This window comes from Clostridium sp. (assembly GCF_036569345.1).
Taxonomy (GTDB): domain Bacteria; phylum Bacillota; class Clostridia; order Clostridiales; family Clostridiaceae; genus Clostridium_AD.
Genome location: NZ_DATCQT010000061.1, coordinates 1 through 15,517, shown reverse-complemented (window position 1 = coordinate 15,517; position 15,517 = coordinate 1). Strand labels below are relative to the sequence as shown.

12 protein-coding genes and 1 pseudogene are annotated in these 15,517 nt (G+C 31.5%); 7 read left to right on the top strand and 6 right to left on the bottom strand.

Features of this window, described 5'->3' with window-relative positions:
* Window positions 1-269: 269 nt before the first annotated feature.
* From VIM70_RS06480 to VIM70_RS06470, 3 genes are read left to right on the top strand one after another with little or no spacing between them, the layout of a single operon-like run.
* Window positions 270-767: an NAD(P)H-dependent oxidoreductase subunit E gene (locus VIM70_RS06480; RefSeq protein ID WP_331944924.1), complete on the top strand. Its 498-nt coding sequence runs from the start codon at window positions 270-272 to the stop codon at window positions 765-767.
* Between the two features lie 40 nt (window positions 768-807).
* The gene (locus tag VIM70_RS06475) at window positions 808-2,703 is read left to right on the top strand and encodes an NADH-quinone oxidoreductase subunit NuoF (RefSeq protein WP_331944923.1); all 1,896 of its coding nucleotides are present in this window, start codon (window positions 808-810) and stop codon (window positions 2,701-2,703) included.
* A gap of 48 nt (window positions 2,704-2,751) precedes the next feature.
* A complete protein-coding gene (locus VIM70_RS06470) occupies window positions 2,752-4,485 on the top strand; it encodes an NADH-dependent [FeFe] hydrogenase, group A6 (protein WP_331944922.1) in 1,734 nt (577 codons plus the stop codon).
* A 40-nt stretch (window positions 4,486-4,525) separates the two neighbouring features.
* Here VIM70_RS06470 and VIM70_RS06465 read toward each other — a convergent pair whose 3' ends face one another.
* Genes VIM70_RS06465 through VIM70_RS06455 form a run of 3 tightly spaced genes read right to left on the bottom strand, consistent with a single transcriptional unit; the run spans window position 4,526 to window position 7,665 of the window.
* A complete protein-coding gene (locus VIM70_RS06465) occupies window positions 4,526-5,698 on the bottom strand; it encodes a PP2C family protein-serine/threonine phosphatase (protein ID WP_331944925.1) in 1,173 nt (390 codons plus the stop codon).
* 1 nt (window position 5,699) lies between these two features.
* Window positions 5,700-7,418, bottom strand: coding sequence for a [Fe-Fe] hydrogenase large subunit C-terminal domain-containing protein (locus VIM70_RS06460; protein WP_331944921.1), 1,719 nt, complete (start codon window positions 7,416-7,418; stop codon window positions 5,700-5,702).
* A complete protein-coding gene (locus VIM70_RS06455; RefSeq protein WP_331944920.1) occupies window positions 7,411-7,665 on the bottom strand; it encodes a (2Fe-2S) ferredoxin domain-containing protein in 255 nt (84 codons plus the stop codon). The genes VIM70_RS06460 and VIM70_RS06455 overlap by 8 nt, the downstream gene beginning before the upstream one ends.
* Before the next feature lie 490 nt (window positions 7,666-8,155).
* Between VIM70_RS06455 and VIM70_RS06450 the strand changes: the two genes are divergently transcribed.
* Window positions 8,156-8,821 (top strand): polysaccharide deacetylase family protein, encoded by a 666-nt coding sequence (locus tag VIM70_RS06450; protein WP_414648674.1) that lies wholly within the window; start codon window positions 8,156-8,158, stop codon window positions 8,819-8,821.
* A 91-nt stretch (window positions 8,822-8,912) separates the two neighbouring features.
* Here VIM70_RS06450 and pssA read toward each other — a convergent pair whose 3' ends face one another.
* The 3 genes from pssA to VIM70_RS06435 form a co-directional block, all read right to left on the bottom strand.
* A complete protein-coding gene (gene pssA, locus VIM70_RS06445; protein WP_331944918.1) occupies window positions 8,913-9,431 on the bottom strand; it encodes a CDP-diacylglycerol--serine O-phosphatidyltransferase in 519 nt (172 codons plus the stop codon).
* A 217-nt stretch (window positions 9,432-9,648) separates the two neighbouring features.
* The gene (locus VIM70_RS06440; RefSeq protein ID WP_331944917.1) at window positions 9,649-10,827 is read right to left on the bottom strand and encodes an acetyl-CoA C-acetyltransferase; all 1,179 of its coding nucleotides are present in this window, start codon (window positions 10,825-10,827) and stop codon (window positions 9,649-9,651) included.
* A gap of 389 nt (window positions 10,828-11,216) precedes the next feature.
* Window positions 11,217-12,932, bottom strand: a complete 1,716-nt coding sequence (locus tag VIM70_RS06435) for a sigma-54 interaction domain-containing protein (protein ID WP_331944916.1) — start codon at window positions 12,930-12,932, stop codon at window positions 11,217-11,219.
* A 295-nt stretch (window positions 12,933-13,227) separates the two neighbouring features.
* Here VIM70_RS06435 and VIM70_RS06430 point away from each other — a divergent pair, with 295 nt between their 5' ends.
* The 3 genes and pseudogenes from VIM70_RS06430 to VIM70_RS06420 all read left to right on the top strand — a co-directional run.
* A complete protein-coding gene (locus tag VIM70_RS06430; RefSeq protein ID WP_331944915.1) occupies window positions 13,228-13,671 on the top strand; it encodes a ferritin-like domain-containing protein in 444 nt (147 codons plus the stop codon).
* A gap of 560 nt (window positions 13,672-14,231) precedes the next feature.
* The gene (locus tag VIM70_RS06425) at window positions 14,232-15,371 is read left to right on the top strand and encodes an acyl-CoA dehydrogenase (RefSeq protein ID WP_331944914.1); all 1,140 of its coding nucleotides are present in this window, start codon (window positions 14,232-14,234) and stop codon (window positions 15,369-15,371) included.
* 14 nt (window positions 15,372-15,385) lie between these two features.
* A pseudogene (locus tag VIM70_RS06420) lies at window positions 15,386-15,517 on the top strand (electron transfer flavoprotein subunit beta); the annotation flags it as partial.

The following is a 15,517-nucleotide window of genomic DNA, read 5'->3' as shown; positions in this document are numbered from 1 at the left end:
ATGTTAGTAGATTTTTTGTCTGAATACCATTATAATATATTTAATGTAATAAGATAGAGATTTATACTATATATAATTATAATATTTGCTTTGTATTATATGTAGTGTAACCGTTTAGCTTTTATGCATGTTTTTCATAGTTTGTATTACTTTTATGAATTCTTGAAAAGTAATATTTGTTAAAGGTTAAATTCTCATAATATTATCAACTACTACTTAATTATAATCCGTATATTTGTAATCTTACATCTTAAAGGAGGAATATATTCGTGTGTTCTAATTGTTTAGACCAAGAAAATTTCAAAATTTTAGAAAAATTTATTAATGACCTTCCGATTAAAAAAGGTGCTCTAATCGAAGTGCTTCATAAAGCACAAGGTTTATTTGGCTACTTGCCTCAAGAGGTACAAGGTTTTGTGGCAGAAAAATTAAATATACCAGTTTCTAAAGTTTATGGTGTTGTAACTTTCTACTCTTACTTCACTATTAAACCAAGAGGGAAAAATGTAATAAATGTTTGCATGGGAACTGCTTGTTTTGTTAGAGGTTCTGGCGATGTACTTGAAGAATTTCAAAAACAGTTAAAACTCAAAACTGGTGAAACTACTGCTGATGGTAAATTCACATTGGGATCATTAAGATGTGTAGGTGCCTGCGGTCTTGCTCCGGTAGTAACTGTAAACGATAAAGTTTATGGTCATGTTTCAGTAGATCAAGTAGATAAAATATTAGCTGAGTACACTAGCGGTGAGTACGCAGCAATCTAGTACACTGCAAGTAAGTTTGCAGAATAGGAGGGAAACTACATTGAATAAAATTAATTCTTTTGATGAACTTAAAAATATTCAAAATAAATATAATACATTACTCGAACTAAGAAAAATAAACGAAGAACTTGAACAATCCTCACAAGGTACTAGGTGCAAAAGGTATATATCGGTTTGTGGTGGTACAGGCTGTAAGTCAGCTCAAAGTGATGAAATATTAGCAAATTTACAAAAAGAGATAATAGCATCTGGGCTAGCCGATGAAGTAACTGCCAATATAACTGGTTGTTTCGGTTTCTGTGAAAAAGGTCCAATAGTTAAGGTTTCTCCTGATAACGTATTTTACGTTAATGTAAAACCAACTGATGCCGAAGAGATAGTTAAGGAGCACTTATTAAAAGGCATCGTTATCGATAGACTTTTATTTGAAGAACCAAGTGTAAATGTAAAAATAAAGAAACAAGAAGATATACCTTTCTATAAGAAGCAAGTAAGAATAGCTCTTAGAAATTGTGGACTTATTAATCCTGAAGACATAAAAGAATATATAGCTGAAGATGGTTACATGGCACTCGGAAAAGTAATTACACAAATGTCTCAAGATGATACGATAAAATTAATGATTGATTCAGGTTTAAGAGGTAGAGGTGGCGGTGGCTTCCCAACAGGGAAGAAATGGGCTTTTGCTAAAATGTATGATGCTGATCAAAAATATATAATTTGTAATGCTGATGAAGGAGACCCTGGTGCTTTCATGGACCGTTCTATTCTCGAAGGTGACCCTCACAGTGTCCTAGAAGCTATGGCAATAGCAGGCTATAGTATTGGTGCTTCAATTGGTTGTATTTATATTAGAGCAGAGTACCCTCTTGCAGTAAGTAGATTAAGGACAGCAATAGGACAAGCTCAAAAATGGGGTCTTCTTGGAAAAAATATTTTAGGAACTAATTTTAGCTTTGATATAGAAATAAAATATGGAGCTGGTGCTTTCGTATGCGGAGAAGAAACTGCATTAATTCAGTCTGTTGAAGGTGAACGTGGAGAACCAACTAATAAACCACCGTTCCCAGCTCAAAGTGGATTATGGAATAAACCAACTTGTGTTAACAATGTTGAAACTCTTGCAAATATCCCAGCCATCATTAACAACGGTGCTGCTTGGTATAGTTCTATAGGAACAGCAACATCTAAAGGGACAAAAGTTTTCGCTCTTGCAGGTAAGATTAATAATGTTGGACTAGTAGAAGTTCCAATGGGTACTACCCTTCGGGAAATCATATATGATATCGGTGGTGGAATTAAAAACGGCCGTGAATTTAAATCCGTTCAAACAGGCGGTCCATCTGGTGGATGTATTACAGCAGAATTTTTAGATACTCCAATTGATTATGAATCACTTGGTTCTATAGGATCTATGATGGGTTCCGGCGGTATGATTGTAATGGATGAAGATAACTGTATGGTTGATATAGCAAAATTCTACTTAGAATTCATTGTAGAAGAATCTTGTGGTAAGTGTTCTCCATGTAGAATAGGAAATAAACGACTTCTTGAAATGCTAGAAAAGATTACAAACGGAAATGGAACTAAAGAAGATTTAGTAAAGCTCAAATCCCTTGCAGAAACAATTAAAGATACTGCGCTTTGTGGACTAGGACAAACTTCTTCAAATCCAGTATTAAGTACGATGAAGTACTTTAAGAGCGAATACGAAGCTCACGTAAATGAAAAAACTTGTCCTGCTGGAGTATGTAAGCACTTATTAAGATACAATATCACAGATAAATGTATCGGGTGTACAAAATGTGCAAGACAATGTCCTGTTCAATGTATTAGTGGGAAAGTTAAAACATTACATGTTATTGACCAAGATAAATGTATTAAGTGTGGTGCATGCCAAACTTCATGTCCAGTTAATGCAATTATTAAAAAATAATATGTTAATAATTTTTAAAATATAAAATATGAGAAAGAGGTGCACGCCGTGAGTTTAATAACTCTTACTATAAATGATAAAAAAATCCACGTAAACCAAGGCACAACTATTCTACAAGCTGCAAGAATGTTAAATATAAATATACCTACATTATGTCATTTAAATATGCATGATGGAAAAACTACAAATCATCCTGGTTCTTGTCGTGTATGTATGGTTGAAGTTTTCGGGCGCCGAAATTTAGCCCCTGCCTGTTCAACTCCTGCTACAGAAGGAATGGTTATTAAAACAAATTCAATTAGAGCTATTAAAGCGCGTAGAACTGTGCTTGAATTAATTTTATCCGACCATCCACAAGACTGCTTATTATGCGAAAAAAACACTAAGTGTGAATTACAAAAATTAGCTGCGGAACTAGGTATTCGTGAAGTTCATTATAAAGGTGAAATGTCCACTTATCCCATTGACAATTCAACTAATTCTATTGTTAGGAATTTAGATAAATGTATATTATGCAGACGTTGTGAAACTATGTGTAATGAAGTTCAAACTGTTGGAGTTTTATCCGGAGTAGGCAGAGGCTTCGAGACTATTGTATCTCCTGCTTTTGCACTACCAATGGGAGAAACAGCTTGTACTTTCTGTGGACAGTGTGTTGCTGTGTGTCCGACAGGTGCATTAACTGCAGTTAATAATACTTCTAAAGTTTGGAATGCTCTTGACCAAACTGACAAAGTTGTTGTTGTTCAAACTGCTCCTGCAGTTAGAGCAGCCCTGGGTGAAGAATTTGGACTTGAACATGGAACAGCTGTTACCGGAAAAATGGTTGCTGCACTAAGAGCTTTAGGCTTCAATAAAGTATTTGATACTGATTTTGCAGCTGACTTAACAATAATGGAAGAGGCTAGTGAATTTGTCCATAGATTACAACATGGCGGGAAACTTCCTATGCTTACAAGCTGTTGCCCTGCTTGGGTTAATTTCTTTGAACATCAATTTAGTGATTTAATGGATATTCCATCTACTTGTAAATCACCACAACAAATGTGGGGTGCTGTTGCTAAAACATACCTTGCAGAAAAAATGAATATCAAAGCAAAAGACATGATTGTTGTATCTGTAATGCCTTGTCTTGCAAAGAAATATGAAGCTGCTAGACCTGAGATGTCTACAGATGGAGTACCAGATGTTGATATAGTTATAAGTACAAGAGAGCTAGCTAAAATGATAAGAGAAGCTGGAATTGATTTTAATTCATTACCTGAAGAAGATTTCGATAATCCATTGGGAGAATCTACTGGTGCTGGAGTTATATTTGGTACATCTGGCGGAGTTATGGAAGCTGCACTACGTACTGCTTATGAGTGGTTAACACATGAAACACTTGAAAATGTAGATTTTGAAACCGTACGAGGTATGGAAGGCATAAAAGAAGCAACCGTTAAAATTAACGACATAAATGTCAAAGTTGCTATAGCTAGTGGACTTGGAAATGCTCGTAAATTATTAGAAGCCATTCGCGCCGGAGAAGCTGATTATCACTTAATTGAAATCATGGCTTGCCCTGGTGGATGTATTAATGGTGGTGGACAACCATATTCAAATGATTCTGAGGACATATTATCAAAGAGAATGTCTGTTTTATATAGCGAAGATAAAAACAAAACTATAAGAAAATCACATGATAATCCATATATCAAAAAAATATATGAAGAATTCCTTGGAGAACCATACGGCGAAAAATCTCATGAACTTCTCCATACATTCTACGTAAAACGTTAATAAGCGTAAATAAAAAAACAGCAGATATCTGCTGTTTTTTTTATAAATAATTTATCTTAACACATTTTCCAAATTTTCTCATGTATTCCACTAATTGAGCCACAAGATTTAGCTTAACATCCAAATTTATTTGAAAATTAAGATTTTGGTGTGCCGGATTTATAGCCTTTCCCACCCATAAATTAAAGTGAGTACAATCCTCTATTAGCATTTTAACAAGCCTGCTAGCTCCGTCTAGACCTTCTAAATCTCGAGAATGCTCCTGCGACGCAAAGCTCGCTTCATAATTATTTAACTTTTCTATTGCCTTGCTTAGAGTTAAAACCCCTTCAGTTATTAAATCTATTCCATCCATAGATGCGGTAGGTGGAACATCTTTATCATAAAAGTCTAAGTTTACCTTAAGTACTCGTCCTAGTTCTCTACTTGCAATATTTGACGTGGTTCCCCCACAAATTATCTTCTTTCCTGGGCCCTTCATGAATTCTCTAATAGCAAAGCTATCATTTCTCTCATCCTTAGGTGGGCCAGTAAATAGATCAATAACCTCTGGCCTTCGTGCTTTTACAACTACAGCAGTAGTATCATCTCCAGGTCTCCCTCCATATAAATCCCAACATACTTGAATTAAGTCTTTTGTAATATTTTTCGCACTTTTCCTACATTGTGTATTCCTAATTAAGTAATTTTGTACATTATCCCAGTTCCAACCTAAATTCAGTATATTCCCAATGCCTGCATGGATACATCCATCACTCACTACTGTGAGTACATCTCCCTCTTGCAACGTGAATTCACTTTCAACTACTTTTTTTTCATTAATAATACTTTCTTTTTTATCGATTTCAAGACCTATATCATTCCTAATTAAAAAGAAAGGTGGATTATCATATTCTGCAATATATACCCTTCCATCATTATAAATTTTCATAAGAGTAAAAGTACAATAAGCAATATTCCTAACCTTACAAACAGGCAACGTATTTACTATAGTATCTACAGTTTCATATATGTCTGCTCCTTCTTTAAGCATAGTACTTGCGATTTTAGCAGTTAAGGACGCTAATATATTAGCTTTTACCCCACTACCAAGCCCATCTGCCATTACAATTATGGTGCAGTCTTCAAGTCTTATTATTTCTACCCTGTCACCACAAAGTTCCTCATCTTTTTTTAACAAGCTATCATAAGCTACATCAATAAACAAATCCATTTTATTCATCATCTTCGCCTGCTACTATTTTCTTTAATTTAGTTAAAATAATTTTTGTTTCTGCAGTTGTTTCACCTAAAAGACTTGCTATTTCTTGTGCAACTCTCATTTGCTTTTCTATAACCTCTTGAGCAGCATTTAAAGTATTTTCTTTAACCTTCATTAATTCTTTTTTATTTTTCTCTTCAGCCATAATATTAATCATACTTACAAGCACCATGTCTTGTTTTGGAAGATATACTATATTCTCAATAAACACTACACTATACTTTGGATAAGCAACTTTTTTACCTATTATACTTTCTCCAGTTTCTCTTACCTTTCTAAAATTATCATCATCAATCAGTAGAGATATAGACTTTCCTATAATATTTTGAGATTGTATTTTAAATATAGACTTGGCAGCTGGATTTATCTCTCGCACATTCATATTACCATCTAATAGAATTAGATTACTAACTGTATTTTCTACAATTTCATTAGCAAGACTTTCTGCCTTCGTTCGCATATAATGGAGGCACATATTAGTTTCAGCCATACCTTCAAATACGGCTTGAGCCTTATCTCTGCAAGAGTTATATCCACACACACCACAATTAAGTTCATCCTTAAGTTCATATTTACCCATTGTCTTCATAATAACCGTAATTTCTTCTTCACTTGCTATAGGCCGTATTATAGTTTTTTCTCTAAAAGCCCTATAAAATTTTATACCTGACGGAATTTTTGTAGATATCGCTCCATCATAACTTTCATGACTCTTTATATAGTTTCTAACTTTTCGTAATTTTGTATAATAATTTTCACCATTTTTGACCATTACTGGTCCACCTATACAACTTCCCTTACATGCACTAACTTCAATTAATACATCTTTTAAATCACCATGTTTAATACTATTAAAAACTTCTATACACTCTTTCATACCAGTTACAGTAATAACTGTAAGCTTGCTTTCTATCAATTTTTCTCCCATTGCTACAATAATACCACCCTCAATAGGAAATCCTTGACCTTTAATATATGGACTAATATCAAATTTTTCTTCTTCTATCTTATCTGTTTCTATACCTGATTCAGTAATCCAAGAATCTAATTCATCAAAAGTTAATTCAGCGTCAATTATATTTTCTTTTGAATAATTATCAAACTCAGATTTTTTTGCAAGACATGGACCTATAAAAACAACAAAGCTGTCATCTCCAAATTTATTTTTTAATACTTTACCGTGAGCCATCATTGGAGACACCGCAGGAATCAGGTATTCAATTAGTTCTTTATAATATTTTTCCACCAAATAGTTAGCTGATGGACATGCTGTGGTTATATAAACATCTTGCTTGTTTCCTTTAATGTAATCATTATATAACTTAGCTACTATTTCTGCCCCAACTGCTGTTTCTTCTACTATACTAAATCCTAATTTCTTTAAAGCTGACACAACAATGCCTTGCTTCACATCAAAAAAACCAGCAAAGGAGGGTGCTAAACTTGCTATAACTTTTTTGCCGCAATTTAAGGCTCTTTTAACAATTTCTAAATCACTTTTAATTTGTCTAGCATTTTGTGGACATACAGTAAGGCAGTGTCCACATTCAATACATCTTTCTTCATTTATTGTTGCTTGTTGATTTTCAAATCTTATCGCCTTCACAGGACATGAACGAAGGCATTTATAACAATTCTTGCAATCCGCTTTAGAAAAATTTATATTACTCATTTGTTATACCACTCATTATATTTTCATAAAAAAATGAATCTACATTATTCTCATTTAATGAAAAAAATTTTTCATCGTCCACAGTTACTGAAACCCCCTCTGTGCATCTCCCAATACAAAATGCTCCTTTAATTTCGACTTTATCATGAACTTTATTTTTAGATACTAATTTTTGCAGCCCCTCTATTACTTTATGAGATCCCTTTAAATGGCAGGCACTACCCACACATATACTAATAGTTATCATTATTATCATCCCTTCAAACTAGGTTACCTTTATACTTATTTTGTAATTTTAAAAAATAATTATTTACTGCAGAAACATCCACAACTAAGGCTTTTACTTAGCCTTAGTTGTGGATGTTAATTTATCTCATTATACATTTAGAAAATTCCAACTTTATTTTATAATACAATTATACAAAATTTCAGTGTTGATTGTCAATGATTTATAAGTTATATATCTCTTATAATATGAACAAATAAAATCTAATTCCCTAACTACATATAAATTTCCATAATGACCAAATAAAGATTTTTTCATTAAAAATATTCTGCTTTAATACATTTTTCTTTGGGTACACTAATGAAGAATAACAAAGAAAAAATTAAAGGTAGGTGATAATATGACTATTACAAAACGAAATATTCTTCTTGTTACCTCAATTACTTGCCTCCTATTAGCTATCATACTAAATATAAATAAATTTCAAAAAAAGATTCAAACATTTATTCCTATGTATACTAAACTTGATGTAGGCGATATCAACACTCCAAAATTAGCTTATCTAACTTTTGATGATGGCCCAACACACGTTGTTACAAATGCCTTATTAGATGTATTAAAAAAAGAAAATGTAAAAGCTACTTTTTTTGTAGTAGGAAAAGAAATTGAAGGAAAGGAATTAATTCTAAAAAGAATATATGATGAAGGTCATGGAATAGGTCTTCACACATATAGTCATAATTTCAAGAAAATATATAGAAGTTGCGACGAGTTCACCTCTGAAATGATAAAAACCTCAAATAAAATTAAAGAAGTCACTGGATCTACTTCAAAAATCATTAGATTTCCCGGCGGTAGCTCTAAACGCCTTAATGCTAGTAATTTAGAAGTTCTTCATAAAAACGATTTTAAAATCTATGATTGGAATGTTAATATTTGTGATGGTATAAACCCGGATTTAAGCGTCTCACAACTTATTAAAAACTCGCAAATAATTAAAGGAAATAAAGCTGAAGCCATAATCCTAATGCACTGTAATTTTAATAATAAAAATACTGTAAAAGCTCTGCCTGGAATTATAAAATATTACCATGACTTAGGCTATGAATTCAAAGTTATAACTAAAGATACACCTGAATACTATTATAAATTTAGAGATAAAAAAACCTCACCATAAAGTGAGGTTACACCCAAGGGTGAGTTTACACCCAAAGGTGTATTTACATTATAATTGCCTTTTAAAATAAAAAAATGTTTACATTAAGATCTTATTGTTTTTTAAATTTAAATTTACTTACCATTAAATAAGATAATAAAATCATTAAAATCATAGTAGGTCCTAAATTTGAAGCTCTATTAAACATAAATAAAGCATAAATTGCTAAAAATGTTCCAGTAATAGTGATAGGAATTCCTGAAAAAACCCCATCAAAATCTGTTATATTATATTTTGCTAATCTACATGCTCCTGCTATGGGAAAAACTAAAACCATTATATACCCAATAGACCCTAGTTGCACAAAATTATATATATTAAATATTAGTATTGAAGGTGCAACGCCAAATGATACTAAATCACATAACGAATCTAGTTCTTTACCTAAATCATTATCAACGTTTAAAAACCTAGCTATTTTGCCATCGTATCTATCAAATATTCCTGCTAAAAGAATAAATATTGCAGCTAATTTATAATTCCCTTCAAAACTCATAAGTATAGACATAATTCCACAAGACATATTGCTTAAGGTAAAAATGTTTGGTACTGCATTTTTTATTTTAACCATCTATATCACTCCTATCTCGATAATTATACCATAATGCTCGCACTTATTCTTTAATATTAAAGAACATTTATATTAAATTCATCTTAGACTTGTTTGCTTTTAATCTATAAATAAATTTAGTTTCTAATTAATTATATTAAAAAATTTAAAAATTAATTACATAATTTTAATGCAAATAAAAAAAGGACCAGTATTTTTACTGATCCTTCTTTTGATATTATCTTTGAACAATAATTGCAGTTCCTTGTCCGCCACCTATACATAATGTAGCAAGGCCTGTTTTAGAGTCTCTTTTTATCATTTCATATATTAATGTACAAAGTATTCTTCCGCCTGAAGCCCCTACTGGATGACCAAGTGCTATAGCTCCACCGTTAACATTTACTATTTCTGGATTAAGTCCTAAATCTTTAGCTACAGCTAATGATTGAGAAGCAAAAGCTTCATTAGCCTCTACTAAATCTAAATCTGCTACAGTAAGTCCTGCTTTTTCTAATGCTTTTTTACTTGCTGGAACTGGACCATACCCCATTATTTTTGGATCTACTCCACCTGATGCATAAGATTTTATTGTAACTAGTGGTTTAAGTCCTAATTGATCTGCTTTTTCTCTTGACATTACTACGAACATAACTGCACCGTCATTTATTCCTGATGCATTAGCTGCTGTTACAGTACCGTCTTTTTTAAATGCAGGTTTTAATTTTCTTAATTTTTCTATAGTTGAACCAAATTTTGGGAATTCATCTGTATCAAATGTTATTGGATCACCTTTTCTTTGAGGAATTATAACTGGAACAATCTCATCTTTAAATTTTCCTGCTTTTATAGCTTTTTCAGCTTTTAATTGACTTTTTAAAGCAAATTGATCTTGATCTTCTCTTGTTATGTTCCACTGATCTGCAATATTTTCTGCTGTAACTCCCATATGATAGTCATTAAATGCGTCCCAAAGAGAATCTTTAATCATAGTATCAACTACTTTTCCGTCTCCCATTCTTGCACCCCATCTATTGTTTGGAAGTGCATATGGAGCGTTGCTCATGCTTTCAGTTCCACCTGCTAAAACTACTTCTGCATCTCCACACATTATAAACTGTGCTGCCATGCTTACAGCTCTTAGTCCTGAACCACAAACCTTATTTATTGTAAGTGCTGAAGCCGTATCTGGAACACCTGCATGTATTGATATTTGCCTTGCAATATTCTGTCCAAGTCCTGCCTGTATCACGTTACCGATAACAACTTCTTCTATTAATTCTGGTTTAATTCCTGCTCTTTTTATAGCTTCCTTAGCTGCAACAGTTCCCATTTCTACAGCTGATACTTTTGATAATCCTCCACCGTAAGACCCTATTGCTGTTCTTGCTACTCCTACAATTACTACTTCTCTCATATTGTAACCTCCGTTTATTTATTTTTCCAACTATTGTTACCATAAAATAGGAATTTATCATTTGGTTTTATTTTTTTCCTATATACATAAGATAGTAGCATTTTCCATGCCAAGTTTACAATTCCTTGTAAACCGTGCTGTACCAACCTCCTTTATTATTATAATCTTAAATTTAAAAGTTAGTGTAAACTTAGTTTACATTAATATTTCTTTTTATTTGTCTTCTTAAAGTTTGTTAATATTGTAACTATCCTGTTAAAAAATTCACTTAAAGTGTTTCCAACGCATTGATATACCTATATGTATAAATCAGCTTATAATACTTAGTTAAAATGATGTGGTCGTTTTTCACATAAAAGCAGTACTTGTAACTATAGTTTACATGTCTACTATCGTAGATTAGCTGATTTCGTTAAATTATATCTGTTTAATTTTTTATATAATCCAGCTCTGCTAAGTCCCAATACCTTTGCTGCTTCTTTTTTATTCCCTCTTGTTTTTTTTATACATTCCATAATAAGGTCTTTTTCCATAGTCTCAACAACATCTTTTAGATATTTTTTTTCTAATGAATATTTTTTTTTCTTACTATTTATTATCTTTTCTGGTAAATGCTTTGGCATTATAGAAATGTCAGAATCAAGCAGATTTACAGCTCTTTCTATTACATTTTCTAGTTCCCTTATATTCCCTGGCCAGCTGTAGGATTTCAAATACTCAATTGCCTCCCTAGAAATACTCTCAGAATAAATGTTACATTTTTTACATATTTTTTTCCGAAGTTCATTAGACAATTCATCAATGTCTTCAATTCTTTCTCTTAATGATGGTAATTTTAAATTCATAACATCCAATCTATAATAGAGATCTTCTCTAAACTTTCCATCTTTAATTAGCTGTTCTAATGACTTATTAGTAGAAGCAATAACTCTTACATCAGCTTTTATAACATCGTTTCCGCCAACCCTTACTAACTCCTTCTCTTGAATAACCCTTAGGAGTTTGACTTGCATATTCATAGGCATATCACCAATTTCATCTAATAATATAGTTCCACCATTAGCATATTCAAACTTACCTTTCTTACCTGATCTTTTGGCTCCAGTAAAAGCGCCTTCTTCATAACCAAACATTTCCGATTCAAAAAGCATTGCTGGAATAGCCCCACAATTGATTTTTATAAATGGTTTTAAAGATCTTCTACTAGCATTGTGAATTGCGTGAGCGAAAAGTTCTTTACCAGTTCCACTTTCACCAGTAATTAATACGTTTGAATCAATCTTCGCTACCCTTCTCGCTAGCTTCATTACCTCTAGGCTTTTATCACTTCCACCTATAATGTTATTAAAAGTATATACTGGTTTTTGATCATCCCCTAATTCATTTTTACGGTATTCAAGCTCTTTTTCTAAATTGCTTATCTTATTACTTAGTATTTTAAAATCACTCAAATCCTTAAACATAATCTTACCGATGGCACCGACGATTTTGCCCTCTTTCATTATAGGTACTCTCATAGAAATCATCTTATGCCCATTAACCTCTTGAATTTCTCCAAGCTCTCTTTCACCAGTCCTAGCTACTATATGTAATTTTGTGTTTTCGATAACATCAGTTACATGTTTTCCCTCGGGATTATCACATGCAGTAATTTTTTTATATTCATCACTCATCATAATTATTATTCCATTTTCATCTACTACAGCTATACATTCATCTACAGTATTAAAAATTGTATTTAATATATTTTGATAAGCTTTGCTTGTATCTTGTGAATCCATTAAGATGTCATTTTCAGTTTTTTTACGGATAATTTCAAGTGCCCCTATTACTTCATCATTTTGAGTTATCACTTGATATGTTACTAGAAATTTTCCTTCTTCTTTACTATTCCCATTTTTTCCATTTCTAATTACACTTAATAATTCACTAAAAGGAAATACATCTAAAATATGTTTTCCTATGCTATTTTTTGCATTAACATCTAACATGTTTTGCGCAGCATTATTAATGACATTTATTTTACCTTCATTATCTATTACAATAATACCTTCATCAATACTACTTATTATTTCATTATAATAATAATTATTAATTGTATCCATTAGTCACCTTCCTTGAGGGCTCATCCAAATCAATAATAAGTCATTATACTAATATAGTTTGACTTATTATTTATTCTCATATGATTATGCTTATACCTAATTATAAAGTTCATAGTTTCTTTTATCAAGATATATAATAAGCAGTTTTTTATTTTACTTTTGTTAATTTTTTTAATAATTACTTATATATTTCCTTAATAATATAACAATATACTTACTTCAAAAATTATTAAGTTTGATTTATTTTGATAAAAACTATATATAGGGGCAATATAGAATTAGAGGAGTTGACAATATGAATAAAGAAAACATTAACAATTTAAATTATATTCTTGAAGGTGAATATATGGCTATAAATAATTTTGATGACTTAATTGGGCATGCTACTGATGCTAATAATAATGAACTCCGAAAGATACAACAAACCCATAGGGAACTTGCGTCGAGAATTTCTACTAAAATACAAAAACTTGGTGGCAATCCATCGGGTAGTATAGGAATTCAAGGTATAGTATCCGCGACTATATCAAATATAAAGCACATTAGTGCTACTGACAATACTAGTTATCTTAAAGAAGCACTCTTGAGTGAGCACCAGGGAATAAAAAATGTTAATGAATTCTTTTCAGATACTGATGATCCTGTTACTTCTGAAATCTTAAATACTATAATAACTGAATATCAAAATAATATTAATTCACTAAATACTCTTATTATTACCTCAAGTAATATTCAATAATATTTTCAAATAATTCTAATATTTATTATAAAATATCTCCTATAAAAAAAATGATAGGAGGTATTCTTCTGTAATTTTAGTTACTTGTGCGTAATATCATACATTTGTATTATTTAGTCTGTTAAAGTGTTCACAATCAAAAACATTATTTGTGTTAATCTAATTAAACTGTACATAATATAGCACAAAAATATAAAAAACTTGAATTTCAAATTCCAAAAAGTCGAATATACAAATATTTTGACATCATACAGATGGCATTTCAACTGAGTTAGCTGTTTTATTAAGTTATATTATAAAATAAATTATAAAAGTTAAAGATGGCATAATACTTGCTACATCTATAGTATAAATATAAATCTTCAATTTGCTTTTTATGATATCGTTTTATAAAATGACAAGTTGAAATTCAATATTTATGATAAATTCAAAGGAAAAACATAAAATACAGAAACAATGTTCGCTTTTAAAACAAAATAATCATTAAAAAATAAGTATTCTCTAAAAAGTATTAAATAGATAAATATTATCTATTCAGAGAATAGCGAGGAGGAAGTTTCATGAATTTTACATTGACAAAAGAACAAGAATTTGTAAAACAAATGGTAAGGGAATTTACATTAAACGAAGTTGCACCAATAGCTGCGGAAATAGATCGAACTGAAAGATTTCCTATGGAAACTGTAGAGAAAATGGCTAAATATCATATGCTTGGTATGCCAATCGCAAGTAAATATGGTGGAGCAGGTGGAGACAATTTATCATACATTATTGCTGTTGAAGAATTATCAAAAGCATGTGGAACTACAGGAGTTATATTATCAGGCCACACTTCATTATGTGCTGGACCACTAGATATGTTTGGAACAGAAGAACAAAAAATGAAATATTTAGTTCCGCTTGCAAAGGGAGAAAAAATAGGTGCTTTTGGTTTAACTGAACCTAATGCAGGAACTGATGCGTCTGAGCAACAAACTACAGCAATTTTAGATGGAGACAATTATATATTGAATGGTTCAAAAATATTCATCACAAACGGTGGAGTAGCTGAAACATTTATAGTTTTTGCAATGACAGATAAGAGCAAAGGAACAAGAGGAATTACTGCTTTCATAGTTGAGAAATCGTTCCCAGGATTCTCAATTGGTAAACATGAAGATAAATTAGGAATAAGAGCATCTTCAACTACTGAACTTATATTTGAAAACTGTATAGTTCCAAAAGAAAACATGCTTGGAAAAGAAGGAAAAGGTTTCGGTATTGCAATGAAAACTCTTGATGCAGGTAGAATTGGAATAGCTGCTCAAGCACTAGGAATTGCAGAAGGAGCTTTAGAAGAAGCTGTTAAATACATGAAAGAAAGAAAACAATTTGGTAAGCCACTTGCAGCATTTCAAGGTTTGCAATGGATGGTAGCTGAACTAGATGTTAAAATTGAAGCTGCAAAACTTTTAGTATATAAAGCAGCAGCTAATAAAGATGCAGGAATCCCATACACAGTAGAAGCTGCTAGAGCAAAATTATTTGCATCAGAAGTAGCAATGGAAGTTACTACTAAAGCAGTTCAAATTTTCGGTGGATATGGATATACAAAAGAATATCCAGTAGAAAGAATGATGAGAGATGCTAAGATAACTGAAATATATGAAGGCACTTCACAGGTTCAGAAAATGGTTATTGCTGGAAATCTATTAAAGTAGGAGGAGATTAAGGAATGAATATAGTTGTATGTTTAAAACAAGTTCCAGATACAAATGAAGTTAAAATAGATCCAAAAACAGGAACACTTATAAGAGAAGGAGTTCCATCTATAATAAATCCAGATGATAAAAACGCTTTGGAAGAA

Excerpts from the sequence above, each read along its gene's own strand:
- VIM70_RS06465 (WP_331944925.1), bottom strand. The coding sequence starts at position 5,698 with ATGGATTTGTTTATTGATGTAGCTTATGATAGCTTGTTAAAAAAAGAT.
- VIM70_RS06460 (WP_331944921.1), bottom strand. The coding sequence starts at position 7,418 with ATGAGTAATATAAATTTTTCTAAAGCGGATTGCAAGAATTGTTATAAA.
- VIM70_RS06455 (WP_331944920.1), bottom strand. The coding sequence starts at position 7,665 with ATGATAACTATTAGTATATGTGTGGGTAGTGCCTGCCATTTAAAGGGA.
- VIM70_RS06450 (WP_414648674.1), top strand. The coding sequence starts at position 8,156 with ATGTATACTAAACTTGATGTAGGCGATATCAACACTCCAAAATTAGCT.
- pssA (WP_331944918.1), bottom strand. The coding sequence starts at position 9,431 with ATGGTTAAAATAAAAAATGCAGTACCAAACATTTTTACCTTAAGCAAT.
- VIM70_RS06440 (WP_331944917.1), bottom strand. The coding sequence starts at position 10,827 with ATGAGAGAAGTAGTAATTGTAGGAGTAGCAAGAACAGCAATAGGGTCT.
- VIM70_RS06435 (WP_331944916.1), bottom strand. The coding sequence starts at position 12,932 with ATGGATACAATTAATAATTATTATTATAATGAAATAATAAGTAGTATT.
- VIM70_RS06430 (WP_331944915.1), top strand. The coding sequence starts at position 13,228 with ATGAATAAAGAAAACATTAACAATTTAAATTATATTCTTGAAGGTGAA.
- VIM70_RS06425 (WP_331944914.1), top strand. The coding sequence starts at position 14,232 with ATGAATTTTACATTGACAAAAGAACAAGAATTTGTAAAACAAATGGTA.